Source organism: Mycobacterium sp. (assembly GCF_050700595.1).
GTDB lineage: Bacteria > Actinomycetota > Actinomycetes > Mycobacteriales > Mycobacteriaceae > Mycobacterium.
In genome coordinates this window covers 1-24232 of the sequence record NZ_JBOHHI010000048.1, presented here as the reverse complement: position 1 = coordinate 24232, position 24232 = coordinate 1, and the positions used below count along the sequence as shown (strand labels likewise).

Annotated in this window: 24 protein-coding genes; 11 read left to right on the top strand and 13 right to left on the bottom strand. The window is 65.2% G+C overall.

The genetic code is table 11. The annotated features are described in order from the left end of the window. Positions 1-9 precede the first annotated feature (9 nt). Together pstC (ACRDTL_RS04215) and pstA (ACRDTL_RS04210) are read left to right on the top strand one after the other, a co-directional pair. A complete protein-coding gene (gene pstC, locus ACRDTL_RS04215; protein WP_431505463.1) occupies positions 10-1005 on the top strand; it encodes a phosphate ABC transporter permease subunit PstC in 996 nt (331 codons plus the stop codon). Then, positions 1002-1907 carry a phosphate ABC transporter permease PstA gene (gene pstA / locus ACRDTL_RS04210; RefSeq protein ID WP_431505462.1) on the top strand — a complete coding sequence of 302 codons (906 nt, stop codon included), beginning with the start codon at positions 1002-1004 and terminating at the stop codon, positions 1905-1907. The genes pstC (ACRDTL_RS04215) and pstA (ACRDTL_RS04210) overlap by 4 nt, the downstream gene beginning before the upstream one ends. A gap of 1 nt (position 1908) precedes the next feature. Here pstA (ACRDTL_RS04210) and ACRDTL_RS04205 read toward each other — a convergent pair whose 3' ends face one another. From ACRDTL_RS04205 to ACRDTL_RS04195, 3 genes are all read right to left on the bottom strand, one after another. After that, positions 1909-3879: a serine/threonine-protein kinase PknD gene (locus ACRDTL_RS04205; protein WP_431505461.1), complete on the bottom strand. Its 1971-nt coding sequence runs from the start codon at positions 3877-3879 to the stop codon at positions 1909-1911. A gap of 22 nt (positions 3880-3901) precedes the next feature. After that, on the bottom strand, positions 3902-4999 hold the full coding sequence (gene pstS / locus ACRDTL_RS04200) for a phosphate ABC transporter substrate-binding protein PstS (protein ID WP_431505460.1): 1098 nt from the start codon (positions 4997-4999) through the stop codon (positions 3902-3904). Positions 5000-5126: 127 nt separating this feature from the next. Then, a complete protein-coding gene (locus ACRDTL_RS04195) occupies positions 5127-7070 on the bottom strand; it encodes a serine/threonine-protein kinase PknD (protein WP_431505487.1) in 1944 nt (647 codons plus the stop codon). Between the two features lie 253 nt (positions 7071-7323). Here ACRDTL_RS04195 and pstS (ACRDTL_RS04190) point away from each other — a divergent pair, with 253 nt between their 5' ends. From pstS (ACRDTL_RS04190) to pstA (ACRDTL_RS04180), 3 genes are all read left to right on the top strand, one after another. After that, positions 7324-8424 (top strand): phosphate ABC transporter substrate-binding protein PstS, encoded by a 1101-nt coding sequence (pstS, locus tag ACRDTL_RS04190; protein WP_431505459.1) that lies wholly within the window; start codon positions 7324-7326, stop codon positions 8422-8424. Between the two features lie 70 nt (positions 8425-8494). After that, positions 8495-9511: a phosphate ABC transporter permease subunit PstC gene (pstC, locus tag ACRDTL_RS04185; protein ID WP_431505486.1), complete on the top strand. Its 1017-nt coding sequence runs from the start codon at positions 8495-8497 to the stop codon at positions 9509-9511. Position 9512: 1 nt separating this feature from the next. Next, a complete protein-coding gene (gene pstA, locus ACRDTL_RS04180; RefSeq protein WP_431505458.1) occupies positions 9513-10385 on the top strand; it encodes a phosphate ABC transporter permease PstA in 873 nt (290 codons plus the stop codon). 267 nt (positions 10386-10652) lie between these two features. Here pstA (ACRDTL_RS04180) and ACRDTL_RS04175 read toward each other — a convergent pair whose 3' ends face one another. Beyond that, positions 10653-11723 (bottom strand): phosphotransferase family protein, encoded by a 1071-nt coding sequence (locus ACRDTL_RS04175; protein ID WP_431505457.1) that lies wholly within the window; start codon positions 11721-11723, stop codon positions 10653-10655. Positions 11724-12272: 549 nt separating this feature from the next. Between ACRDTL_RS04175 and ACRDTL_RS04170 the strand changes: the two genes are divergently transcribed. After that, positions 12273-13556, top strand: a complete 1284-nt coding sequence (locus ACRDTL_RS04170) for an IS110 family transposase (protein ID WP_431505456.1) — start codon at positions 12273-12275, stop codon at positions 13554-13556. A 115-nt stretch (positions 13557-13671) separates the two neighbouring features. On the opposite strand, the gene ACRDTL_RS04165 is transcribed toward ACRDTL_RS04170, so the two are convergent. The 4 genes from ACRDTL_RS04165 to ACRDTL_RS04150 are packed head-to-tail and all read right to left on the bottom strand — an operon-like array spanning position 13672 to position 16533. Beyond that, positions 13672-14046, bottom strand: coding sequence for a nuclear transport factor 2 family protein (locus ACRDTL_RS04165; RefSeq protein ID WP_431505455.1), 375 nt, complete (start codon positions 14044-14046; stop codon positions 13672-13674). 21 nt (positions 14047-14067) lie between these two features. Beyond that, positions 14068-15078, bottom strand: a complete 1011-nt coding sequence (locus tag ACRDTL_RS04160; protein WP_431505454.1) for a zinc-dependent alcohol dehydrogenase — start codon at positions 15076-15078, stop codon at positions 14068-14070. 1 nt (position 15079) lies between these two features. Then, positions 15080-15925, bottom strand: coding sequence for an SDR family oxidoreductase (locus tag ACRDTL_RS04155; RefSeq protein WP_431505453.1), 846 nt, complete (start codon positions 15923-15925; stop codon positions 15080-15082). An 8-nt stretch (positions 15926-15933) separates the two neighbouring features. After that, positions 15934-16533, bottom strand: coding sequence for a TetR/AcrR family transcriptional regulator (locus ACRDTL_RS04150; RefSeq protein ID WP_431505485.1), 600 nt, complete (start codon positions 16531-16533; stop codon positions 15934-15936). 43 nt (positions 16534-16576) lie between these two features. Here ACRDTL_RS04150 and ACRDTL_RS04145 point away from each other — a divergent pair, with 43 nt between their 5' ends. The 4 genes from ACRDTL_RS04145 to ACRDTL_RS04130 are packed head-to-tail and all read left to right on the top strand — an operon-like array spanning position 16577 to position 18897. Next, positions 16577-17314 carry a hypothetical protein gene (locus tag ACRDTL_RS04145; protein WP_431505452.1) on the top strand — a complete coding sequence of 246 codons (738 nt, stop codon included), beginning with the start codon at positions 16577-16579 and terminating at the stop codon, positions 17312-17314. Further along, the gene (locus ACRDTL_RS04140) at positions 17314-18033 is read left to right on the top strand and encodes a hypothetical protein (protein WP_431505451.1); all 720 of its coding nucleotides are present in this window, start codon (positions 17314-17316) and stop codon (positions 18031-18033) included. Before ACRDTL_RS04145 ends, ACRDTL_RS04140 begins: the two co-directional genes overlap by 1 nt. Beyond that, the gene (locus ACRDTL_RS04135) at positions 18033-18608 is read left to right on the top strand and encodes a cytochrome c oxidase subunit 3 family protein (RefSeq protein WP_431505450.1); all 576 of its coding nucleotides are present in this window, start codon (positions 18033-18035) and stop codon (positions 18606-18608) included. Before ACRDTL_RS04140 ends, ACRDTL_RS04135 begins: the two co-directional genes overlap by 1 nt. Before the next feature lie 4 nt (positions 18609-18612). Continuing rightward, positions 18613-18897: a cytochrome C oxidase subunit IV family protein gene (locus tag ACRDTL_RS04130; protein WP_431505449.1), complete on the top strand. Its 285-nt coding sequence runs from the start codon at positions 18613-18615 to the stop codon at positions 18895-18897. Here ACRDTL_RS04130 and meaB read toward each other — a convergent pair. The 5 genes from meaB to ACRDTL_RS04105 are packed head-to-tail and all read right to left on the bottom strand — an operon-like array spanning position 18875 to position 23925. Further along, positions 18875-19747, bottom strand: a complete 873-nt coding sequence (gene meaB, locus ACRDTL_RS04125; protein WP_431505448.1) for a methylmalonyl Co-A mutase-associated GTPase MeaB — start codon at positions 19745-19747, stop codon at positions 18875-18877. The genes ACRDTL_RS04130 and meaB overlap by 23 nt on opposite strands. A gap of 32 nt (positions 19748-19779) precedes the next feature. Beyond that, the gene (locus tag ACRDTL_RS04120) at positions 19780-20547 is read right to left on the bottom strand and encodes an enoyl-CoA hydratase/isomerase family protein (RefSeq protein WP_431505447.1); all 768 of its coding nucleotides are present in this window, start codon (positions 20545-20547) and stop codon (positions 19780-19782) included. A 1-nt stretch (position 20548) separates the two neighbouring features. Next, positions 20549-21637, bottom strand: a complete 1089-nt coding sequence (locus ACRDTL_RS04115; protein WP_431505446.1) for an acyl-CoA dehydrogenase family protein — start codon at positions 21635-21637, stop codon at positions 20549-20551. Continuing rightward, entirely contained in the window at positions 21624-22529 is a 906-nt protein-coding gene (locus ACRDTL_RS04110; protein ID WP_431505445.1) for an acyl-CoA dehydrogenase family protein, read from the bottom strand. The genes ACRDTL_RS04115 and ACRDTL_RS04110 overlap by 14 nt, the downstream gene beginning before the upstream one ends. Continuing rightward, positions 22507-23925: a class I adenylate-forming enzyme family protein gene (locus ACRDTL_RS04105; protein WP_431505444.1), complete on the bottom strand. Its 1419-nt coding sequence runs from the start codon at positions 23923-23925 to the stop codon at positions 22507-22509. The genes ACRDTL_RS04110 and ACRDTL_RS04105 overlap by 23 nt, the downstream gene beginning before the upstream one ends. A gap of 85 nt (positions 23926-24010) precedes the next feature. Here ACRDTL_RS04105 and ACRDTL_RS04100 point away from each other — a divergent pair. After that, the coding region (locus tag ACRDTL_RS04100) for an FAD-binding oxidoreductase (protein WP_431505443.1) at positions 24011-24232 on the top strand (222 nt) is incomplete at its 3' end.

Below are 24232 nucleotides of genomic sequence, written 5' to 3'. Positions count from 1 at the left end.
CCAGGCCCCATGGCCCGACGATCGCTAACCCGGTCAGATCCGACCGGAACAACACCCGGGTTAGCGGCGACTGATGTGAGTGCCGTGCGGCGCGGCGACCGGCTGTTCAAGTCGGTCGCCATCGCCGCCGGTTCGACGATCGTGATCGCGATCGTGCTGATCGCGCTATTCCTGTTGGTCAAGGCCGTCCCGTCGCTGCGGGCTGACCACGCGAATTTCTTTACCAGCGCCCAATTCGATACCACCGACCCGGAGAACCTGGCATTCGGTATCCGCGACCTGTTCATGGTCACGGTGCTGAGTTCAGTATTCGCGTTGGCGTTGGCCGTCCCGGTCGCGGTCGGCATCGCAGTGTTTCTCACCCACTATGCGCCCGCATCGTTGTCGCGTCCGTTTGGTGCGATAGTCGACCTGCTGGCCGCGGTGCCCTCGATCGTCTTCGGACTCTGGGGGATCTTCGTGCTGGCGCCGCAGCTCGAGCCGATCGCAAAATTCCTCAATCACAACCTGGGATGGTTGTTTTTGTTCGACAAGGGCGACGTCTCGTTGGCCGGCGGCGGCAACATCTTCACGGCCGGCATCGTGCTCGCGGCGATGATCCTGCCGATCATCTCGTCGGTATCGCGAGAGGTTTTCCGGCAGACCCCACTTATTCAGATGGAAGCAGCCCAGGCACTTGGCGCAACGAAGTGGGAAGTGGTGCGGATGACCGTGCTGCCGTTCGGCCGCAGTGGCGTCATCGCGGCTGCGATGTTGGGGTTGGGCCGTGCCCTGGGTGAAACCGTCGCAATGTTGGTCATCATCCGTGCCGCCGCCCGACCGGGGAATTGGTCGCTGTTCGACGGCGGTTATACGTTTGCATCCAAGATCGCCTCCGCGGCAAACGAATTCACCGAACCACTCCCGACGGGCGCCTATATTTCCGCGGGATTCGTGCTGTTCGTCCTGACGTTCATCGTCAACGCGGCAGCTCGTGCGATCGCCGGTGGGAAGGTCAACGGATGAACTCCCCCACGCTCAGCCGACCGATCAAGGCAACGGAGTCGCGCCACATCAGCATCGGGCGGCGGGTCAAGAACCGCGTCGCGGCAATGCTTTTCCTCATCTCGTTCGTTATCGCGATGATACCGCTGGCCTGGCTGCTCTGGGTGGTGGCCAAAAGAGGCTGGTATGCCATCACTCAGCCGGAGTGGTGGAGCCACTCGTTGCAGGGCGTGATGCCCGAGCAGTTCGCCGGCGGCGTGTATCACGCGCTGTACGGGACACTGGTGCAGGCCGGGGCGGCCACCATCCTTTCCGTGCCGCTCGGAATTATGACCGCGGTGTACTTGGCGGAATATGGTTCCGATCGGCTGGCGCGGGTGACCACCTTCATGGTCGATGTGCTCGCCGGGGTGCCCTCGATCGTGGCGACGCTGTTCGTCTTCGCTTTGTGGATCGCGACCCTGGGATTCGAGCAGAGCGGTTTCGCCGTGTCGCTGGCATTGGTCTTGCTGATGTTGCCGATCGTGGTGCGCTCATGCGAGGAAATGCTCAAGTTGGTACCCGACGAATTGCGAGAAGCCAGCTATGCGTTGGGCATTGCGAAATGGAAAACGATCATGCGGGTCGTCATCCCAACCGCGCTGCCGGGAATCATCTCCGGTGTCTTTTTGTCGATCGCCCGCATCATCGGCGAAACCGCGCCGGTGCTGGTGCTGGTCGGATACAGCCGTTCGATCAACTACGACATCTTCAGCGGCAACATGGCCACGTTGCCGCTGTTGATCTACACCGAACTCAGCAATCCCGAACACGCCGGCTTCCTGCGGGTGTGGGGTGCGGCGCTGACGCTGATCATCGTGGTGGCCGTCGCCAACCTGATCGCGGCCGCCGCGACCCGCTTCTTGGCGGTTCGGCGTGGGTAACTCAACTCGGCGGTAGCTTGACCACCCTGTTGTTGCCGCGGTCCGCGACGTAGACGTTCCCGTCGTTGTCCACCGTCACAGATAACGGGGTGTTGAGGTCGGTGAACGGCAGCACGGTAGAGCTGGTGGCCCCGGCCGCCAACTTCACCACCTTGTTCTTGTCGTGTTCGGTGACGTAGACGTTGCCGGCGCTGTCCACCGCGATGCCCCACGGCACGCTGACACCGGTGAACGGCAGCTCCGTCTGCTGATTGGACCCCGCCGCCAACCTCAGCACCCGGTTGTTGTCGGTGTCGGTCACATAGACGTTGCCGTCCTTGTCCACCGCCACCCCATCCGGGTCGTTGAGGCCGTTGAACGGCAGATCGGTCTGGGTGTTCGAGCCGGCCGGCAATTTCACCACCCGGTTGCTGCCCCGGTCGGCGACATACACGCTGCCGGAGGTATCCACTGCTATCCCCTCGGGGTAATTAAGGCCGTTGAACGGCAGCTCGGTCTGGTCGTTCGATCCGGCCGTCAACTTCACCACCCGGTTGTTGAAGTCGCTGACGTACATGGTGCCGGCGCTGTCGATCGCGAGTCCCTGCGGCTGGTAAAGACCGTTGAAGGGCTGCACCGCCGGTGTGTTCGACCCGGCCGGCAACTTCACCACCCGGCCGTACATACCCTCGCTGGCGACGTACACGTTGCCGTCGGCGTCGAGCGCCACCGCGCCTGGAGAGAGCCGGAAGTCGAGGCCGTTGAACGGCAGCACACTTTGTCCGGACGCCGAGGTCGACGGGCCCGACGGCCGAGTCACCAGGTATCCGACGGCGGCGACGACCGCGATGACCACGAGCACGGCAGCGCCGATCAGAAGCTGACGCTTACGTTTGTCGTCGGGAGGCCCGGGTGCTTTGCGGAAGTCCGGTGGGCCGGCAGGACCGGCCGCGGGCGCGCGCACGGGCTGGCTACGCCAACTGCCGCCGGCTACCCCGGGCGGCGGCGTCGGTGCCCGCTGGGTCCACGGCACCGAGCCGGTGCCGGGCACAACGAATTGGTCCCGGACGCCCGTCAGGCCCGGATCGACGACCGGGGACCGCAGGGTTGCTTCCTCGCCGTGGCGCAGCATCGTAGCGGCCCGGTTCTGCTCGGATGCGGTCAGCGCGTCGTGGGCGGCGCTGGCCAGCTCACCGGCACTGCGATAGCGGTCGTCGGGATTTTTGGCCATCCCCCGGGCGATCACCTCATCCAAGGCCGCCGGAACCTTCCCGGGTCGTAGCTGGCTGGGCCGCGGCGGCGGCTCGGTCAGGTGCGCACCCACCAGCCTTTCCATGCTCTGGGCCCGATAGGGCGGCGACCCGGTCAAACACTCGGCCAACACACAGGCCAGCGAATAGATGTCGGCCCGATAGGTCACCTCATCGCTGCCGAACCGCTCCGGGGCCATGTACTTGTAGGTTCCCATCGCGGTCCCGGTCTGGGTCAGCCCCGGATCGGTAGCCGCGCGGGCGATACCGAAATCCACCAGATAGGCGAAATCGTCAGCGGTGATCAGAATATTCTCCGGCTTGACGTCGCGGTGCGTCACACCGGCGGCGTGCGCGGCGTCCAACGCGGCCGCGATCTGGCGCACGATGACCACCGCCCGCGGCGGGTCCATCGCCCCGTGCCGTTTCAACAGCGTGGCCAAGTCGGTGCCGTCGATCAGGCGCATCTCGACATAGAACTGCCCGTCGATCTCGCCGTAATCATGGATCGGCACCACGTGCGGCTCGGTCAGCCGCCCGGCGGTGTCGGCCTCACGTTGCATCCGCGCCCGAAACACCGGATTGGCGGAGAATTGCTCGGAAATCAGCTTCAACGCCACCACCCGGCGCTTACGGGTGTCCTCGGCCTCATAAACCTCGCCCATCCCGCCGCGACCCAGCAGCCGAATCAACTGATAGGGCCCAAACCGCGAACCGACCCGCGAACCTGGCCCGCTAACCACCGTCGACGCTCCCTTCGCCTGGTCAGGAGATAGCGTTCACTGCCGTCCCCAGTTTGTCTTGGAACGACTTCGGCATCGGGATGGATCCGTACTGGTCCAAGCTGTCTTGGCCCGGACCAATTGCGGCCTGCATAAACGCTTTTACCGCCGGGCCGGTCGCGGGATCCGGATACTTCGAGCAAACGATCTCATAGGTTGCCAGCACGATCGGGTAGGCCCCGGCTTGTGTCGGCTTGTAGAACGACGACGTGTCCAGCACCAGGTCGTTGCCCTGGCCCGCGAACTTGGCCCCGGCGATGGTCTTGCCGACCGAGTCTTTGGTGATCGACACCGGATCCGGACCCGCCGACGTGATGATCTGGGCCATGCTCAACTGCTTGCCTACCGCGAACGACCACTCGTTGTAGGCGATTGCTCCGTCGGTGCTCTTCAAGACCCCTGACGTGCCATTATTTCCGGCCGCACCCTGGCCGACACCGCCGTTGAACGTCTCCCCGTCGCCCTTACCCCACGCACCGTTGGATGCCCCGTCGAGGTATTTCTGGAAGTTGGCCGTGGTACCGGACTTGTCGCTGCGGAAGACGACCTGAATGGGCGTCGAGGGCAGGGCGGTGCCTTTGTTGAGCCCCGTGATCGCCGGATCGTTCCACACGGTGATGCCACCGTTGAAGATCTTGGCCGCCGTGGGCCCGTCCAGGTTCAGCGAACTCACGCCGTTGACGTTGTAGGTGACCGCGATCGGGCCGAACACCGTCGGCAGGTCCCACGCCTCCGAACCGCACCGCGACCTGGCGCTATCGGGCTGACCCTTGGCCGGATCCAACGGCACGTCGGAGCCCGCCAGATCGGTCTGGTTCGCGACAAACTGCTCCACCCCTTTGCCGGAGCCGATTGCGGCGTAGTCCAGCGTGTGGCCCGGGCACGCCCGGATGTAGGCATAGACAAATTGTTCTATCGCGTTTTCCTGCGCGGTCGAGCCGCTGGCATGAAGTCCTTTCTTGCCGCCGCAATCCACTGACCCGCTGGACGACGACGAGTTTGAATTGCCACCGCATGCCGATAACACCAGTGCGCCGGCGGCCAGCACACTCAGCGCCGCGCGAGATCGGTTGAACATCACGGAACTCCTCTGACGAGTCAGGGGGACGAAGAACGCCGAGCTTACCGCGAACCCGCAATCCTTCGAAGATGAACGCGGCACGAACGATCAGGCGCTTATCGCTATTCGGCTGCGACGAGCTGCGGTGTCAGCCGGCCACCAGCTTCACCACCCTGTCGTTGCCGCGGTCGGCGACATAGACATTCCCGTCTTTGTCGACTGTCACATCCAACGGAGTGTTGAGGCCGGTGAACGGCAACTCGGTCGAGTTGTTCGCGCCGGCGACCAGCTTCGCCACCTTGTTCTTGTCGTGTTCGGTGACGTAAACGTTGCTCTTGCTATCCACCGCAATGCCCCAGGGCACGCTGATACCGGTGAAGGGCAGCACGGTCTGGGTGTTCGACCCGGCCGCCAACTCCAGCACCCTGTTGTTGTCGGTGTCGGTGACATAGACGTTGCCGCCCTGGTCCACCGCCACCCCGTCCGGGTTGTTGAGGCCATCGAACGGCAGGTCAGTCGGGGCGCTCGAGCCGGCCGCCAGCTTCACTACCCGGTCGTTGCCCCGGTCGGCCACGTATACGGCGCCGGAGGTATCCACCGCTACCCCCTCGGGGTAATTGAGGCCATTGAACGGCAGGTCGGTCTGGTCATTCGACCCGGCCGTCAACTTCACCACCCGGTTGTTGAAGTCGGTGACGTACACGGTGCCGGCGCCGTCGATCGCGAGTCCCTGCGGCTGGTAAAGCCCGTTGAACGGCAGCTCCGTCGGCTTGGTCGACCCAACCGGCAACTTCAGCACCCGCCCGTACATGCCCTGACTGGCGACGTACACGTTGCCATCGCCATCCACCGCCACCGCGCCCGGGGAGAGCCGGTAGTCGATGCCGCCGAACGTCAGCACCGTTTGCCCGGACGCCGGCGTCGACGGGCCCGACGGCCCTGTGACCAGATATCCGACGGCGACGACGACCGCGATGACCACGAGTGCCGCCGCGCCGATGATGATCCGCCGCTTGCGTTGGTCATCGCTGCGCCCGCGCGCGGAGGGTGGCGGGCGGAAATCCGGCGGGCCCGAGGCCGGCGGTGGGGGTCCGGGTTGGCGGCGCCAGCCGGCCTGCTGACCGGTGGGTGGCGCCGTTGGCACCGGCTGGGTGGCGCCCGACGGCACGGGACGAGCCATCGTTTGAGGACCGCCTTCCCACGCCGGGGAAGGGGCCCGGAGGGTTTCCGGCCCTGAATCGGCGATGCCGCCGGGCGTGGTTGACCTATCGCCTTGGCGCAGGATCCTGGTGGACTGGTGCTGCTCGGGCTCGGTCAGCGCGTCGTGGGCGGCGGTTGCCAGATCCCCGGCGCTGCGATAGCGGTCGTCGGGGTTTTTGGCCATCCCCCGGGCGATCACCTCATCCAAGGCTGCCGGAACCCTGCCGGGCCGCAGTTCGCTGGGCCGCGGGCTGGGTTGCGTCAGATGTGCGGCGATCAACCGTTCGATGGTCTCGCCCCGATACGGCGGCGACCCGGTCAAACACTCGGCCAGCACACAGGCCAGCGAATAGATATCGGCGCGGTAGGTGACCTCATCGCTGCTGAACCGCTCCGGGGCCATGTAGTTGTAGGTTCCCATCGCGGTCCCGGTCTGGGTCAGCCCCGGGTCGGCGGCCGCGCGGGCGATACCGAAGTCGACCAAATACGCGAAGTCGTCGCCGGTGATCAGGATGTTTTCCGGTTTGACGTCGCGATGTGTCACTCCGCTCGTGTGCGCGGCGTCCAACGCGGCGGCGATCTGGCGCACGATGGCCACCGCACGCGGTGGGTTCAACGGCCCAGAACGTTTCAACAGCGTGGACAAGTCGGTGCCGTCGATCAGGCGCATCTCCAGATAGAGCAGGCCGTCGATCTCGCCGTAGTCATGGATCGGCACCACATGCGGTTCGGTCAACCGCCCCGCGGCATCGGCCTCGCGTTGCATTCGCGCCCGAAACACCGAGTTGCCGGAGAATTGCTCCGAGATCAGCTTCAACGCCACCACCCGGTGTTTGCGGGTGTCCTCGGCCTCATAGACCTCGCCCATCCCGCCACGGCCCAGCAGCCGCATCAGTCGATAGGGCCCGAACTGCGACCCTTCGCGATCGCTCACCCTCGACGCTCCCTTCACCCGACCACCTGACGCCCATAGCGCCGCCGCGCCGAGGCCATTGGGTACCAGATTAACCACCGGGACCGCGATCACACGCTGATCTGGTCGGCATAAGGAAGTAGCATGGCTTCTCGGCATCGTCGACCCACGCAGGAGCAGTAGCGGAAAACGGCAGAAGACCAAAGGACCTAACGAACCCCTGAAGGACGACGTGAAGATTCGTACGCTGTTGGCCGTCGCGCCGTTCGTCGTGGCCACAGCAGCCTGCGGTTCGACCTCGACAGGTGGTTTATCCAGCGGGGGTGTGGTTGCCACGGTGCCTGCGACGTCGCAGGTGATGTTGTCGGAGACCGGCAGCACGCTGCTTTATCCGCTGTTCAGCGCGTGGGCTGCGGCCTATCACGAGAAGCACCCGAACGTCACGATCAGTACCCAGGGCAGCGGGTCGGGTGCCGGGATCTCCCAAGCAGCCGCCGGCGCGGTCGACATCGGCGCCTCCGACGCGTACCTGTCCGAGGGCGACGTAACCGCCTACAAGGGACTGATGAACATCGCGCTGGCCGTTTCGGCTCAGCAGATCAACTACAACCTGCCCGGTGTCCATCAGCACCTCAAGCTGAACGGCAAGGTGCTGGCCGCGATGTATCGGGGCATCGTCAAAACCTGGAACGACCCGCAGATCGCCGGCCTCAACCCCGGTGTGAAGCTGCCCGGCACTCCGGTAGTCCCGCTGCACCGCTCCGACGGGTCCGGTGACACCTTCTTGTTCACCCAGTATCTGTCCAAGCAAGACCCCGACGGCTGGGGCAAGTCACCGGGCTTCGGCACCACCGTCGCGTTTCCCGCGGTGCCGGGCGCGCTGGGCGAGAACGGCAACGGCGGCATGGTGACCGGCTGCGCCGACACCCCCGGCTGTGTCGCCTACATCGGCATCAGCTTCCTCGACCAGGCCAGCCAGAAGGGACTGGGCGAAGCTCAACTGGGCAACTCCGCCGGCAAATACCTGCTGCCCGAGGCCCAAAGCATCAAGGCCGCGGCCGCCGGCTTCGCCTCGAAAACCCCCGCGAACCAAGCGATCTCGCTGATCAACGGGCCCGCTGCGGACGGGTACCCGATCATCAACTACGAGTACGCCATCGTCAACAGCAGCCAGAAGGATGCCGCCACCGCGCAGACGATCCAGGCGTTTTTGCACTGGGCGATCACCGACGGCAACCAGCCCTCGTTCCTGGACAAGGTTCACTTCCAGCCGCTGGGCAACGACGTGGTGAAGTCGTCCGACGCCCAGATCTCCAAGATCAGCGGCAAATAGAGCTAAATAAGTACCGTTGACTCAATCCACGGCCCAGGATGCGCCGGGCGGCACGACCATCCCCCGGCGCATCCTGGGCGGTATCCGCGACCTGAGCCGCGAGGGCCTCGCCGTTCGTTGGCTGGGCGGGGTGGGTGCGGTGATTCCGCTGCTGGCGCTGGTGTTCGTGCTGGTGACGCTGATTCTCGAGGCGCTGCCGGCGATTCGGCTCAACGGGCTGCACTTCTTCACCGCCACTGCGTGGGACCCGGGTAACACCTACGGCGATTCCATCGTCACCGACGGCGTCGAACACCCGGTTAACGTCTACTACGGGGCGTTGCCGCTGATCGTCGGGACCGTTGCGACCTCCGCGATCGCCCTGATCATCGCCGTGCCGGTGTCCATCGGAGCGGCGTTGGTGATCGCGGAACGGTTGCCGAAACGTCTTGCCTCGGCCATCGGGATGGTGCTCGAACTGCTCGCCGGCATCCCCAGTGTCATCGTCGGCTTGTGGGGAGCGATGACGTTCGGGCCGGTCATCGCACACGACGTCGCTCCCTTGATCGCCCGCAATGCTCCCGACGTGCCGTTGCTCAACTACTTTCGTGGCGACACCGGCAACGGCGAGGGCATGTTGGTGTCGGGTCTGGTGCTGGCGGTGATGGTCATCCCCATCATCGCCAGCACCACCCGCGACCTGATCCGGCAGGTGCCGCTGCTGCCGCGCGAGGGCGCGATCGCGTTGGGCATGTCCGAGTGGGAGTGCGCGCGCAAGGTCACCCTGCCATGGGTGGCGCGGGGCATCGTCGGCGCCGTGGTGCTGGGACTCGGACGTGCGCTGGGAGAGACGATGGCCGTCGCCATGGTCTCCGGCGCTGTTCTGGGTGCGATGCCCACCACCATCTACTCGACCATGACCACCATCGCGGCCACCGTTGTGTCACAACTGGATTCCGCGCTGACCGATTTCACCGGCTTCGCGGTGAAGACACTCGCCGAGGTGAGCCTGGTGCTGATGGTGATCACGTTGCTGACGAATGTGGCCGCCCGTGCGCTGGTGCGTCGGGTGTCGGGAACCGCGCTCCCGGTGGGACGAGGTGTGTGAAATGACCGAGTCGACACCCACGCGACGGCGGTCGACTGCCACCCGGCGCAAGATCGTCAACGCGCTGGCCTGGGCCGCATGCATCGGCTGTCTGGTGGTGGTGGTCGGCCCGACGTTGTGGATGCTGATCGGAATCGTCGCCCGTGCGGCACCGGTATTCCACTGGAGTGTGCTGGTGCAGAACACCCAGGGCAACGGAGGCGGCTTGCGCAACGCGATCATCGGCACGACGGTCGTGGGGGCCGGGGTCATGCTGGTCGGTGGCACGGTAAGCGTGCTGACCGGCATCTATCTGTCCGAATTCGCCGGTGGCAGAACGCAGTCCGTTCTGCGCGGCGCGTACGAGGTGCTTTCCGGTATCCCGTCCATCGTGCTCGGCTACGTCGGCTATCTGGCGCTCGTGGTGCGCTTCCACTGGGGGTTCTCCCTGGCGGCCGGGGTGTTGACGCTGTCGGTGATGAGCATTCCGTACATCGCCAAAGCCACCGAGTCCGCGCTCGGTCAGGTGCCGACGTCGTACCGGGAGGGGGCGGAAGCCCTGGGGCTGCCGCTGGGTTGGACGCTACGCAAGATCGTGCTGAAGTCTGCAGTACCCGGGATCGTCACCGGCATGCTGGTGGCGCTCGCGCTGGCCATCGGCGAGACAGCCCCGATGCTGTACACCGCGGGCTGGTCGAATGCCGCTCCGACCGGACAACTCACCAACTCACCGGTCGGTTACCTGACCTATCCGATCTGGACGTTCTACAACCTGCCGTCGAAGAGCGCCCGCGATCTGTCCTATGACGCAGCCTTATTGCTGATCGTGTTCGTGCTGCTGCTGATCATCTTGGGACGGGTGATCACCTGGTTGTCCCGGCGGCATTCGGAATAGCGCGGGCAAGTGACCGGCCGCCTCGATCACCAGCACCGGGGCCGAGATCCGTTCGTACACAAGATTGCTCGATGTCGCCGATGGCGGCGTCCTCCCAGGCGCCGGGTGCGGTGCTGGATTCGTAGCGTCGCGGGTCCAGCGCATACGACGGCTACCGGGGTGACGAGCGTGCCTATGGACGTGCCGGCGGAGCCATCGGCCCGGCAATGGTTTTCGGCTTCCGCGCTGGACATTTGGCGGCGACCGGCCAGCCGGTGGACTACTGATTTAACCGGTCAACTCCATCTCCTGCGCCAGCGTCCAGGCAGTTTGCGCCAGCCCCCGATAGTGGTCGCGGTAGCTGGCCGCGCGGGAATCCGCGGCGTTCCCGTCAAGTCCGCGCCGATAGACGCCGGCCGCGATCGATGCCAACCGGAACATGGAGAACACGACGAAGACGTCGAGCGAGTCCGGCACCTCCCGGCCCACGTGCCGGCAGTAGCTGGCGACGAAGGCGTCCTCATCGGGGATACCGGTACCGGCCAGGTCCTCGCCCGCTACTCCACCTCGGCCGCTGAGGTCGTCGGGCAGGTGGTAGGTCAGGCAGGTGTAGGCCAGGTCGGCCAGCGGATGGCCGATGGTCGCGAGTTCCCAGTCCAGCACCGCGACCACGCGCGGCTCGGTCGGATGGATCAGGACATTGCCCAACCGGTAGTCGCCATGCGCGATGCACGCCAGCTCGTCGTCGAGTGGCAAATGCTCGGGCAGCCACGCCGCCAGCAGGTCCATCGCCGGCATGTCCTCCACACGTGCCGCATGCCATTGCCTGGTCCAAAACGCGACCTGCCGCTGCAGGTAACCCTCGGGCTTGCCGAATCCCTCGAGGCCAACCGCGCGCCAATCCACCCGATGCAGCGCCGCCAGCACGCGGGCGAGATCCTCATAGATCGCGGCACGGTGCTCGGGCGTGCATTCGCGCATGACCCGGTCGGGAAAGATCCGCCCCGGAACGTAGTCCATGACGAAGAATGTTGTGCCGATTACTGATTCGTCGTCACAAATCAGCCGCATGCGGGGCACCGGTACGTCGGTGTCGGCCAGGGCCGCCATCACCCGGTATTCGCGCTCCACCTCGTGCGCTCGGGGCAGCAGCCTGCCGGGAGGCTTCTTGCGCAGCACGTACGCACCATCGGGGGTGCGTAGGTGAAAGGTCGGATTGCTCTGGCCGCCCTGAAACTGACGGACTTCCATCCCGGTGCCGAACCCCGGCAACCGTGCGCCCAGATAGCGTTGCAGCGCGGCTTCGTCGAACCGGTGGGCGGGCAGGACTCCTACCAGCTCCGCCATGCCCTCCGTCATGCGGCTTTTATAGCACTGGATGAGGAGCGCCATATGTGCGCCCCGGATGATCGTGCTCGACACGACTGGTGCTGGTCTGTTCAAGGGGCGCCGATCATCCGCTTCAAGAGCCGTGCCGCGGGTTGATCACGGCGGGCGGCGTCGGGGGGTAATAATCACATCAGCCACAGGAGCCTCTGGATCGAGCGCTGCACAATCTGCCCGCCTCACAGCGACAAGTTAAGGCGCGCAGGCGTTGTCGCTCAGAGCGTTCAGGGGGCTGCGCCCCGGTGTAGGTGAATGAAAATCGCGTGCTAGTGCGGTTCGGTGCGTGGTTGCGTTCGCCGTGGTCCCGGGTTGACGCTTAAGAGGTGTTTCGGCGACCCCGTCCCGCCTTGTTGCCGGCGAGCACGCCTCTAGAGCGTGGGGCTGGAGGGCATTCCCTTGCGGTTATACGAGGGATGTGGTTTGTTGCCTGTGAGCACGCGAGTGAGACTTCTGTTTCAAATAAGCCCTCTCCGAAACACTCTCCATCACAACCGATTTGAGTGTGGAAGGCGATGAACTGTCATGGAAGTGATTCATCCGCGATGTGCGGGCATCGACGTGTCGAAAAGGGACGCCAAGGTGTGCGTGCGGATCCAAGGCCGCGGTCGTAAAGCTACGTCGTCGACGGTGACCACGTGGACATCGATGACCGGCAGCATTCTGGCGTTGCGGCAGCATCTGATCGCAGAACAGGTGACGTGCGTGGTGATCGAGTCGACCGCAGCGTACTGGAAGCCGTTCTATTTTCTGTTCGACGACGCGCTGAACGTGATGCTGGTCAACGCCCGCCACGTCCGCAACGTGCCCGGACGCAAGACCGACGTCTCCGATGCGGCCTGGCTGGCTGAGCTGGGCGCTCACGGGCTGGTTCACGCCTCGTTCGTGCCGCCCGAACCGATTCGGGCGTTGCGGGATCTGACCCGGGCCCGCACCACCATTGCCCAGGCCCGCACCAAAGAGATTGGGCGGCTGGAGACGCTGCTGGAAGACACTGGGATCAAACTGTCGTCGGTGGCCTGCGAGATCACCGGGGTTTCGGGGCGGGCGATGCTCGAAGCGCTCATTGCTGGCCAACGCGACCCGGCCGTGCTGGCTGATCTGGCTAAACGAGGACTACGCAAGAAGATTCCCGCACTGACCGAGGCGCTGCAGGGACGGTTCAACGACCACCACGCGTTCATGGTGCGGCTGTATCTGGACCGGATCGACGCCCACGAGGCCGACATCGCCCGCCTGGATGCCCGCATCGAGGAAGCGGTCGCCCCCTTTCAGGCCGTCCGCGAACTCCTGATGAGCATCCCGGGCTGGTCACACGTCGTCGCCGATGTGTTCATCGCCGAAACCGGCGCCGAGATGAGCGTGTTCCCCACCGCCGAGCACCTGGCGTCTTGGGCAGGCGTCACGCCCGGCAGCAACGAATCAGCCGGCCGGATCAAATCGGCAAAAACCCTGCCCGGCAACCGCCACCTCAAAGCCGCCCTCGGGGTGGCCGCCCTGTCAGCGTCGCGCAGCACCAACACCTACTTCGGCGCCCGCTTCCGACGCATCGCCGGCCGCCGACCAGCCGGACCCGGAACCAAGAAGTCGCGCCGCCAGTCCGCCGCCGGGCAGACCGCCGTCGTTGCCCTCGAACACAAGATGCTCACCTGTGCCTGGCACATGCTTGTCAACGGCGCCTTCTACCAAGACCCCGGCGCCGACTACTACACCCGACACCACCCCACAAAAACCAAAGCCAGAGCAATCAAACAACTGCAGGCCCTCGGATACAACGTCACACTCGAACCCCGCACCCAAGCCGCCTAACACCAGTGCAGAGACCGCTCACCAGCTCCTGATCACCTTGAATTTTCGAGTGAGGCGGACAGAACGAACACCCCCGCCACCGAGTGACGCGTGAGGCTGATGTGACCAGTCGCCGTCAGCTAAATGCGCTGGTGATGGCCGCCATGTCGAAGTAGTCGCGCCACGCCGCGCTCTGGCCGTTGTGCACCTCGACGACGCCCATCACCGGCAGCGGTATTTCGCCGCCGTCTTTGCGACGCATCACATCGGTACGTTCGTTCATCACCGTCGTGCCGTCGCTGATCTGCCGGTGCACCCGAAAGTCGATACCGTCGAACGCGGCGAGAAATCCCGCGATGAATTCCCTGATCGCCTCTCGTCCCCGTACGGGCTCCATTGGAATGTTGTGGTAGACAGCATCTTCAGCAAAGTACTTGGCCATCTCATCCGGGTTGGGGGATGCCCATAGCTTGCAGAATTCGGCGATTAGTTCATCGGCAGAACGTGTCATGTAGCTATGACCTCCCTATAGTCAGCTGAACGTGACGACGACTTTGTCGGCGGCACCGGGCGTGCCGGCAATCCGCAACGCATTATCCACATCCTCGAACGGGATTTTATGGCTCACGATCACGGCGTACTTTTCCCAGTTAGCGATGATGTCCTTGGTCACGTCGAAGATTTCGTTCGGGTAGCCCATCGACCCGACGATGGTGATTTCGTTGCTCATGATGTTGAGGAAGTCGACGGGTACCTGTTCCTTGTGTACCGCGACCACCGCGAGCTTGGCCCCCGGCTTTGCAGCCGTCAAAGCCGTGTTGATCACCGCTGGTGCGCCTGCGGCGTCCAGATAGATGTCGGTGGCCGCCTTTCCGGGGAACATCGACTCGCCTGCGCCGTGCAGTTCGATCAGGCGTTGGGCAACGTCTTCGTCGGTGGAGTTGATCACCGCATCGGCGCCGACTTTGAGGGCTTTGGCCAGCCGCGACGGAATCAGGTCGACAACGACGACGTGGCTCACGCCGAGTGATTTGAAAGCGATCGTCGCTCCGAGCCCGATCGGACCCGCACCGACCACCACGGCCGTGTCGGAGGGCCTCGGCGCGAGTTGATTCACTCCGTGTCGCGCGACGGCCATGGGTTCGTTCAGTGCCGCGACTTCGAAAGGGAGGTAGTCGGGGATTACCTCAAGGCTTTTGCCGCGGACCGCGTCCTCGACGAGCAGGTATTCGGCGAGCGCTCCGGTCGCACCGCCGTTGCCGATAATGCCGCTCGGCGCGACCATCGGATTGATCACGACATGATCGCCGACGACGATGCCCGCCACCTCGGCACCGACTTCGACGACCTCCCCGGCGGGCTCATGGCCGAGCGGCATCTGACCTTGCCGCGGCGGCAATCCGCCCAGCGAGATGTATAACGCGTCCGACCCGCAGATCCCGCAGGCCCGCACCCTCACCAGGACGTCCGCCGGGCCGATCGTAGGCGTGGGCACCTCGAGGACCCGGGTCTCCCCCGGCCCGCTAACCATCGAGATTTTCATGTCAGCGCTGCGCCAGGGCTTGGGCCAGGTCAATGGTGCCGGTGCGGATTGCCGCGATGACGCCGCCGTCGACCAGCAAGTCGGTCCCGGTGATGAAGGCGGATGCGGGTCCGAGGAGAAACTCGGTGGCGGCGGCGATGTCGTCGGGCGTGCCGATACGGCGCAGGCCGGCGTTGTCGACCATGGCTTGCATGAGCCCGCCGGATTCTCCGCTCAATTCCAGCCTGCCCATCGCGGTGGAGATGACGCCCGGGCTGATGCTGTTGATCCGGGCGCCCCGCTCGCCCCAGGCCACCGCCGCGGCGGCTACCCGGATCTGGTTGGCCCGCTTGGCGAATGGATACGCGAGTCGGCTATCCGTGATCGACGAGCAGGCCTCGAGACTCAGGAGCTGATCGCTGGGCGTGCCGGCCAGCTGGCGCTCCACCTCGGGGTCGAGCGCCGGTTGCAGGTGGCCGGCCATGCTGGCGATGACGACAGCGGCGCCGCCCGGCTCGATGACCCGGCCGAACTCGTCGATACTGAGCGCGACGCCGAGCAGGTCGACGGCCATCACCGCGTCCGCGGACGCCTGTTGCGGCGAAAGCCCTGCCGTGTGCACCACGGCAGTCACCGGTCCTACTGCGGCGGCCGCATCCGCCACAGCCGCAACCGAACTGCGGGAGGTGACGTCGACCTCCTGGGTGAGGACCCGATGGCCGTCGGCGCTCAGCGCCTCGGACGCGCTGTCCAAACAACTTCGGTTGATATCGGCCAGCACGATCACCCGGCCGGCACCGACGCGGCGGGCGATCGACAAGCCCATGCCGCCGGCTCCGACGATGACCAAAACCTCTAGGTGCGCCATGGATCTCGTCAGCGTAAAGGCTCGATGAATCGTCGAGTCAGCCGAAGCAACTGAGACCGTAGCGCCTCATCGTCGACATCAGCGACAAGTGGATGCATGACCCCGACGGCGATGGCGCCCGACAACATCGCCGCTGTCACGCGGGCGTCGTCGCCGGCGTCGGCGACCAGGACGCTGTACAGACGCTGGATGAACTGCTGGAAGGGCTGGTGTTCGGCGAGCAACCGGACCACGACGGGATCAAATTGCAGGGTGCTGGCCACGCCGCGGCGTCTAACGGCCAGCTCGATGACGCCGTCGAGCAGCAGTTCGCGTGCCCGGGATGGGTGGTCCTCGGCCTCCGCGGCCGCCAACGCCTCCTCGAGGCCGCCCAATTCGCGTTCGGTGAGCGCGATGACGATCTCTTCCTTCGTTTTGAACTGGTGGTAGACGGCGGCTTTCGTCACGCCGATGGCGTCGGCGATCATCTGTAGCGACGTGCCGCCCACACCGTGCTCACCGATCAGTGTCAGCGCGGAATCCAGGATGCGCGTCTGCGCGGCACTGCGCTGGATGGATCGGAATTGGCTACCGGCCCGCGTTGGCACCACACGACGAGGATAGCCGATCGGCTATTGACCGTGTCCTAGCCGATCGGCTAGCCTCGCTACGATGTCGACGATCGCTGCGGCACCGCACTCGACGCCGACGGTGAGCCTGCGCGGACAGCTGATCTGCCTGTGGCTGACTCCAGTCGTCAGCGTGGTGCTATTGATCGCGTTCGTGTCGTTTCCCGGTTTCTTTCCGCCGATGTCACCGGAGATGACGGCAGACCAGGTCGCTGCGTTCTACGCGCACAACGCCACGATGATCCGGTTCAGCATGATCACCTCCAACCTGTTCGGCATCATGCTGATCCCGCTGTTCGCATTGATCGTCGTCCAGATGAAGCGCATGGCCACCCCCAACCAGGTGCTCGCCTACTGCTACCTGACCGCAGCCGTCAGCGGTGCGACACTGTTCGCTCTCGCCGATATCTTCTGGCTGGTGGCAGCGTTTCGGCCGGAACGCAATCCTCAGTTGATCATGCTGCTCAACGATCTGGCCTGGATCACGTTCGTCGCGCCGGTCGGCATGCTCGTGGTGCAGAATCTCTGCCTCGCACTTGCCGTCTACCTCGATGCGCGGTCGCAGCCGGTCTTTCCGCGGTGGGTCGGCGCGTTCAGCATCGCCACGGCCGCGGCGATGACACCGGCCGCGTGCGCGGCCATCTTCCGAAGCGGGCCGCTGGCCTGGAACGGACTGGTGTCGTTTTGGCTGCGGATCGGCGCCTTCGCACTGTATGTCGTCGTGATGTTCGTTGTGCTGCGAGCAGCGATCAGGCAACAGGCCGTCGAAGAAGCCAGGTAATGACCGAGACGACGGCGTCGCGGAGCAACATCGACCTGCGGATCTGCTTCTGGGTTGTCCCGATCTTCTACAGCCTGTTCGGGCTGATTTTCGTTCCGCTCACCCGAGTGATGCCGCCGCCGCGGCCGGATGTGACCGCCGATCAAATGGTCAACTTCCTGCATCAGCATGCGCTGACCATCCAGATCGGTTTTGCGCTGTTGATGATCGTCATCGGATTCGCCGGTGTGTCCAACGGCATCGTCACCTACGAGATCAAGCGGATGTCGGTCAGCCCGGCGTTTGCCTACGCCTACCTGGGCGCCTTGGCGGTCGGTGCACTACCCGGATGCCTGATGGCGGCGATCTCGTTCCTGGCGGCCGTGTTTCGCCCGGACCGCGATCCGCAAATCGTCGCACTGTTGTATGACGTGACGTTCCTGTCGTTCGTCGGATCGCTGGGGTGTTTCTCCGCGGCATATTTGGTGTTCGCGATCGCCATCCTGCGGGACAGGAACGCTGTCTTTCCCAAATGGCTCGGATACATATCGATTTGGCAGATCGTCACCGAGTTGCTCGCCGCGCCGGTGTTCATCTTCAGGTCCGGTCCGCTGGCCTGGAACGGTTCGATCAGCTTCTGGATGGGTACCGCGGTCTTCGGTTTCTGGGAAGTGTGCGTGATCGTGCTGCTGAAAATGGCGGTTGAACGTCAGCCACTCGGCCAGTTGGTCCAGGACTGATGACGGATACGACCGCGACGAAACGCGCAACCCACCTTCCCGGCGACGGCAGCATGTGGGTTTTCGTGCTCGGCGACCTCATCATCTTTGGCGCCTACTTCGTCATCTTCATGGTTTACCGCACTCAGGAGCGCGCCCTTTTTCTTGCGTCGCAGCAGCATCTGAGCCTCAACATCGGTGCGGTCAACACGTTGGTGTTGATCGCCAGCTCGTGGTTCGTCGCACGGGGTGTCGAAGCGGCTCGGGCAACCGATCACGCTCGGGCCGTGCGGCTTACCGTAACCGGCGGCGCGTGCGGTGTGTTGTTCATGGTGATCAAGGCCTATGAGTGGTCGTCGAAGGTCAGCCAGGGCTTCACATTTGGGCACAACGACTTCTTCATGTTCTATTACCTGCTGACCGGCGTGCACTTGTTCCACGTGCTGCTCGGGCTGGTGATACTGGCCGTCGTAGTCGTTGACCTTCGCAACCCCAGGCTTCGGCGAGCGTCACTGGCCGAAGCGGGCGCCACCTATTGGCACATGGTGGATCTGCTATGGATCGTCATCTTCGCACTGCTCTACATAATGAGGTAACGCAGTGACCACGTTCAAGAGCACTGCCAGCGCGCGACTCACCTTTGTGTGGCTGATTCTGTCGGCGATCACCGTCGTTGCTTGGTGGCTCGGCCCCGGGCACGCGCGCGCGGCGATGGCTGCCGACGTCTCAATCACCGTCGCCGTGCTGGCCATGGCATTGGTCAAGGTGCGCTTGGTCATTCAGCACTTCATGGAAGTGCGCACCGCTCCCCGGTGGCTGCGTCTTTTCACCGACATCTGGATCGTCGTTCTGTGGGGCGCGGTCATGGCGATTTACCTCTGGTGAGCAGCTGTTCGGCAGCCGAGTACGGATCGTCGCGACCGTCGGCGACCGACTCGGCCAGCCGGTCGAGGTCGGGGTGGGTGCGCAGCAGGGTTTGCGCCAGCGACAGGATTTGCGCCCGCGCGCGAGCCACCCGGCGAGCGCGACTGTCGGCGCGGTGATGGGCGTCGATCGCCTCCATCAACTCCGCCAGGCCCTCGCCCTGCGCGGCGATCAGGCTGACGATCGGCGCCGTGGTCTCGGCGCGCAGGTCGCGGATGGTCTGCTCGGCGCCGTCCCGGTCGGCCTTGTTGACCACGACGATGTCGGCGACTTCCAGCAGGCCGGCTTTGGCGGCCTGCACCGCGTCGCCGGCTCCCGGGTTGAGGAGTACGACGGTCGGGTCCGCGACCGCCGCGATCTCGATTTCGGACTGCCCAACGCCGACTGTTTCCAGCAGCACCACGTCATACGCCAGCGCGCCGAGCAGCCGGATCGCCGCGGGAACCGCCGCGGCAAGCCCGCCCAGATGTCCCCGGGTCGCCAGCGAACGGATCAACACCTCGGAGTCGTTGATGTGCCTGGCCATTCGGATCCGGTCGCCGAGCAGGGCACCACCGCTGAACGGTGACGACGGGTCGACGGCCAGCACGGCCACCCGCAGATCGCGCTGCCGGTACGTCCCCACCAGAGCGGCGATCGTCGTCGATTTGCCCGCGCCGGGCGGCCCGGTGATGCCGACAACCCGTACCGACGACGGATCGAGGATTTCCAGCACCTCGCCACGGCGCTCACCCTCGACCAGGCTGAGTAACCGACCGGCCGCCCGCTGCGATCCGTTGCGCGCGGATACAATCAGATCACCGATGGTCATCTGACGAATCCTATGGCTCCAGCGTCGCTGCGCTAGTTCTTGCCGGCGGTCAGCTTGGTGACGATCGTGCGGAAATCCTCGGTCTGGAACGACTGGTTCTCGGCGGTCAACGCGAAGTCCAGGGTGGCCAGCACCGCCCGCTCGAGATGCACGTTGAGCACGCGTTTGGTGCTCTCCACCGCCTGCTGAGGCAGTTCCAGGATCCGCTTGGCGCAGGCCACCGCCTCGGCAACCGGATCGGCGGCGATGTGGTTGGCAAGCCCGAGTTCGACCGCCCGCCCGGCGGGAATCCGGACACCGGTCAGCGCGTACTCCTTGGCCAGCAGCAAACTGATGTGCAGCGGCCAGGTCAGTGGTCCGCCGTCGGCGGCCACCAGCCCCACTTGCACGTGCGGGTCGGCCAGGTAGGCGTCTTCGGCGATATAAACGATGTCGCTCAGTGCGACCAGGCTGCAGCCGAGTCCGACCGCCGGCCCATTGACGGCCGCCACCACCGGAATTCGGCACCGGGTCATTCCCAGCACGATCTCTCGCCCGTCCGCGATGGTCTTGGCACGAAGGTCCGCGTCGCCGGCCAATTCGGCGAGGTAGTGAAAGTCCCCGCCGGCCGAGAACGCCCGGCCGCTGCCGGTGAGCACCGCCGCTCGCGCCGTCCGATCGTCGCTCAACCGCTGCCATAGCCGCGCCAGCCCGTTGTGCAGGTCATCGTTGACCGCGTTGAGCGCGTCGGGGCGGTTCAGCGTGATGATCCGCAACGGCCCGTCGGCGCGGACATCGATTTCGGTCGGCATGTCGTACACGTCAGACTCCTAATCCCAGGATCCGTGCGGCGATGATGTTCTTCTGGATTTGCGATGTCCCGCCCATGACGCTTTGCGCACGGCTGTACAGGTAGGCGCTGAGCAGGTCGGGATCCTCGGTCCCGCCGACGGCCAGCGCGGCGTGACCGACCGACTGCTCGACCCAGGTCATCAGCAGCTTGTCCAGCGAGCCGTCCGAGCCGTGCGACATACCGTCGAGCTGTTCGGACAGCCGCCGCCGGACGTGATGAGTCAGCATCTCGGCTTGCACTGCGGCCCAGGCCACTTCAGTAGACGTTGGGCCGTCGGTGCGGGCAGCAAGCTGCCGAACCAGCTTGCCGTATCTGGCCGCGTAGCCCAACGTGGAGGGTTCGCGTTCGTGCCCGACCACCGTCATGGCAATCGCCCACCCGTCACCGGGAGCGCCGACCATCTGATCGGCCGGCACCGTCGCACCGTCGAAGAACACCTGGCCGAACTCCGTCGTGACGCCATTCATCATGCGCAACGGACGTTGTTCCACACCGGGCTGTTTCATCGAGATCACGAACGCCGACAGGCCGCGGTGGCGTTTGGTGTCCGGATCGGTGCGGGCCAGCAACAAACACCAATCGGCGATGTCGGAGTAGCTGGTCCAAATCTTGTGTCCGTGCACGGCGTAACTGTCGCCGTCGCGGGTGGCGGTGGTTTTCAGCGACGCGAGATCCGAGCCCGCGCCGGGTTCGCTGAAGCCCTGGCACCACCGCTCGGTGCCGTTGATCATGCCCGGCAGGAAGCGCCGCTGCAGCTCCTGGCTGCCGTGCCGGCCCAGGCCCACAACGAGATACCCCAGACTCGGGCGGGGCGGTGCGCCGGCGCGGGCCAGTTCTTCGTCGAGGATGACGTCGTAGACCGGCGGCAGTTCCTGCCCGCCGTACTCGCGCGGCCACGACAACCCGAAGAAGCCGCCCTCATATAGCGCACGATGCCACTCGCCCTGCCGGACCCAGTACTCGTCACCGGCGCCTTCAAACTCCTTGGCGTGCACCGAAAGCCAGGACCGTAACCGCTCCCGGAACGTCGCTTCCTCGGGTGAATCACGAAAATCCAATGTCGATCTCCTCCAGCTTCACGGGCCACAGCTCGGTGGATGTCAGGGCACGCCGCAGGAACACATGCGCCAGGCACTCCCAGGTGTTGCCGATACCGCCGTGCACCTGCACGGCGGTCTCGCATACGGTTCGCGCGGCCCGCGCGCAGTAGATCTTGGCGACCCGGGCTGCCCGAATCGCCTCGCTCGGGCCGAGTTCGTCCACCGCCCAGGCGGCATGCCGAAGCACGCTCACCGAACCCTCGATCAGGGCCAGGCTTTCGGCCAGCAGGTGGGCGACGGCTTGATAGGAGCCGATCGGATTGCCGTACTGCTCACGGATTTTCGCGTAGTCACAGGCCAGGCTGTGCGCGCCGCGCGCGGTCCCGACCAGGTCGGCCGACGTGGTGGCCAGTGCCAGCGCCAGCCATCGTGCGGCGGCATCGTCGGACACCTGACCGGCGGTGACGGCTGCGCCGAGCAACTCGGCGTTGGCTCTGGTCAGATCCGCCCCCGCGCGGAGCGCGCCCACATCGGCGGCCATCACCGTCGTGTCATGCAGACTCAGAGCGCGCCGGCATCCCCGTGCGTCGATCGCATGATCACCGTATGCGATCGTCGCCCCCGCGACGTCGGTGCCTACGTGGCGGGCCAGCTCGTCGGCCAGCACCGGGCCCAGAAACGGCGCGTCCACCAATCCGCGGCCGAATTCCTCGGCGACGATCGCCACTTCGACCCCGGAGGCTCCGTCGCAGCGCAGCGATCGCCAGCCCGTCGCGGCAATCTGCTTATCCAGCCGTGTGATTCGGGCGTCGTCATCGAGCGCCTGAACCGAGCCGGGGCCCAAGTCATCGGCGAGTTTGGCAGCAGCGTCGCGTAGTTGTTGTTGTTCAGCGCTCAGACGTACATCCATAGCTCTCCTTTAGCTCTCGGCGCAAAAGCTTCCCGGAAGGGAGCCGAGGGATATCGGGCACGAACACGATTCGGCTCAGCCGCTTGTAGGACGCGAGCCGATCAGCCACTCGCGCGCTGAGTTCGCCGGCATCGACGCGAGCCCGGGTAGCGACGGCCGCAACGACCGCTTCTCCGCCCCGCCCGTCGGGCACGCCGAACACCGCACAGTCTTCGACCGCCGGATGACTGTGCAGCACGGCCTCGATTTCGGCCGGCGCGACCTGAAAGCCGCGGACTTTGATCATTTCTTTGGATCGGTCGGTGATCCGCAGCCAGCCGTCGCCGTCGAGGTAGCCGACGTCGCCGGTGCGGTACCAGCTGTCGCAGAACGCTTCTCGCGTGGCCGTGCACGGCAGATAACCGGCCATCAGCGACTCCGACCGTGCTTGAATCTCGCCGACCTCGCCCGGGCCGATCGGCTCACCACTGTCCGATGACACCACCCGCACCTGCACGCCGGGCACCGGGCGTCCGACCGAGTCGAGCCGGCTGCCGTCTAGTGGGTTGCAGGCGATGACCGGTAATTCCGTGGTGCCGTAGGCCGGCACCCAGCCGACCCCGGTGCGTCGGGTGACGGTCTGGGCGACACCTTCGCTGACCGGCGTTGCGCCCCACATGATGAACCGCAGCGACGAGAGGTCGTAGGACTCCAGCCGCGGGTGCGCCGCCAGGGTCAGTGCGATCGGCGCCACCGCCATCTCGACGGTGATCCGGTCGGCGTCGATGTGGGCCAGCATCGCGTCGACGTCGAATCGGCGATGCAGCCGCATCCAGACCCCGGTCTCCAGTGCCGTGACGATGTTCAGCAGGCCGAGGATGTGCGAAGGAGGCGTGGCGATCTGGATTCGGTCGGCCGACGTCAACTGCAAGGCGTCGCGCCAGTGCACGACGGCGGCGTGTATCGACGCGTGGGTGTGCCGGACGGCTTTCGGCAACCCGGTCGTACCCGAGCTGAACACCAGCAACGCATCGGCATCCGGCGGCGGCGACCCGAACAGCGGCTCGCCGGGACTAATCGGCTCGTCCAGATGCAACATCGGAATCAGCTCCGCCAGGACCGGATGATCCCCGACGGCGTGGCCCGGATCGGTCAGCGCCAGCGCATGCTCGACCTCCGCGCGCTTCCAGGCGGGGCTGATCAGCACCACGGTGGCGGCCAGCCGCCAGATGGCAAGCAGCGCGACGATGAATTCCGGCCGGGTGGACGCCATCAGCGCGACCCGCTCACCTGCCCTCACGCCCCGTTTGCTCAGAGCGGATGCCAGCCCGTCGGCCAGCGCGTCGAGCTGCGCCAGGTTGTAGCGCCGCTCCTCGAAGACAAGCGCCGCGGGCTCGGTGAAATCCGATGAGAACATCTGAGAAGATCCTATCGCTTTGAGAGAATACTATTCTCTATACTGAAGAACGCAAGTACTGCGCGCGTGCGGAAGGGGTGGCCAATTGGCGGAGTTCCACGCGTTTCACCAGGCGACGGTGGCCCGGATCATCAAGGAGACCGCCGATGCCCGCACCTTCGTGCTCGCCCCACATGACCAGCCGTTCCGCTATCGCGCCGGGCAGTTCTGCACATTTCGGGTGACCGTGGACGGCGCGGAGTTGTATCGGTCGTATTCGATGTCCAGCGCCCCGGAGACCGACACCGAGCTGATGACCACCGTCAAA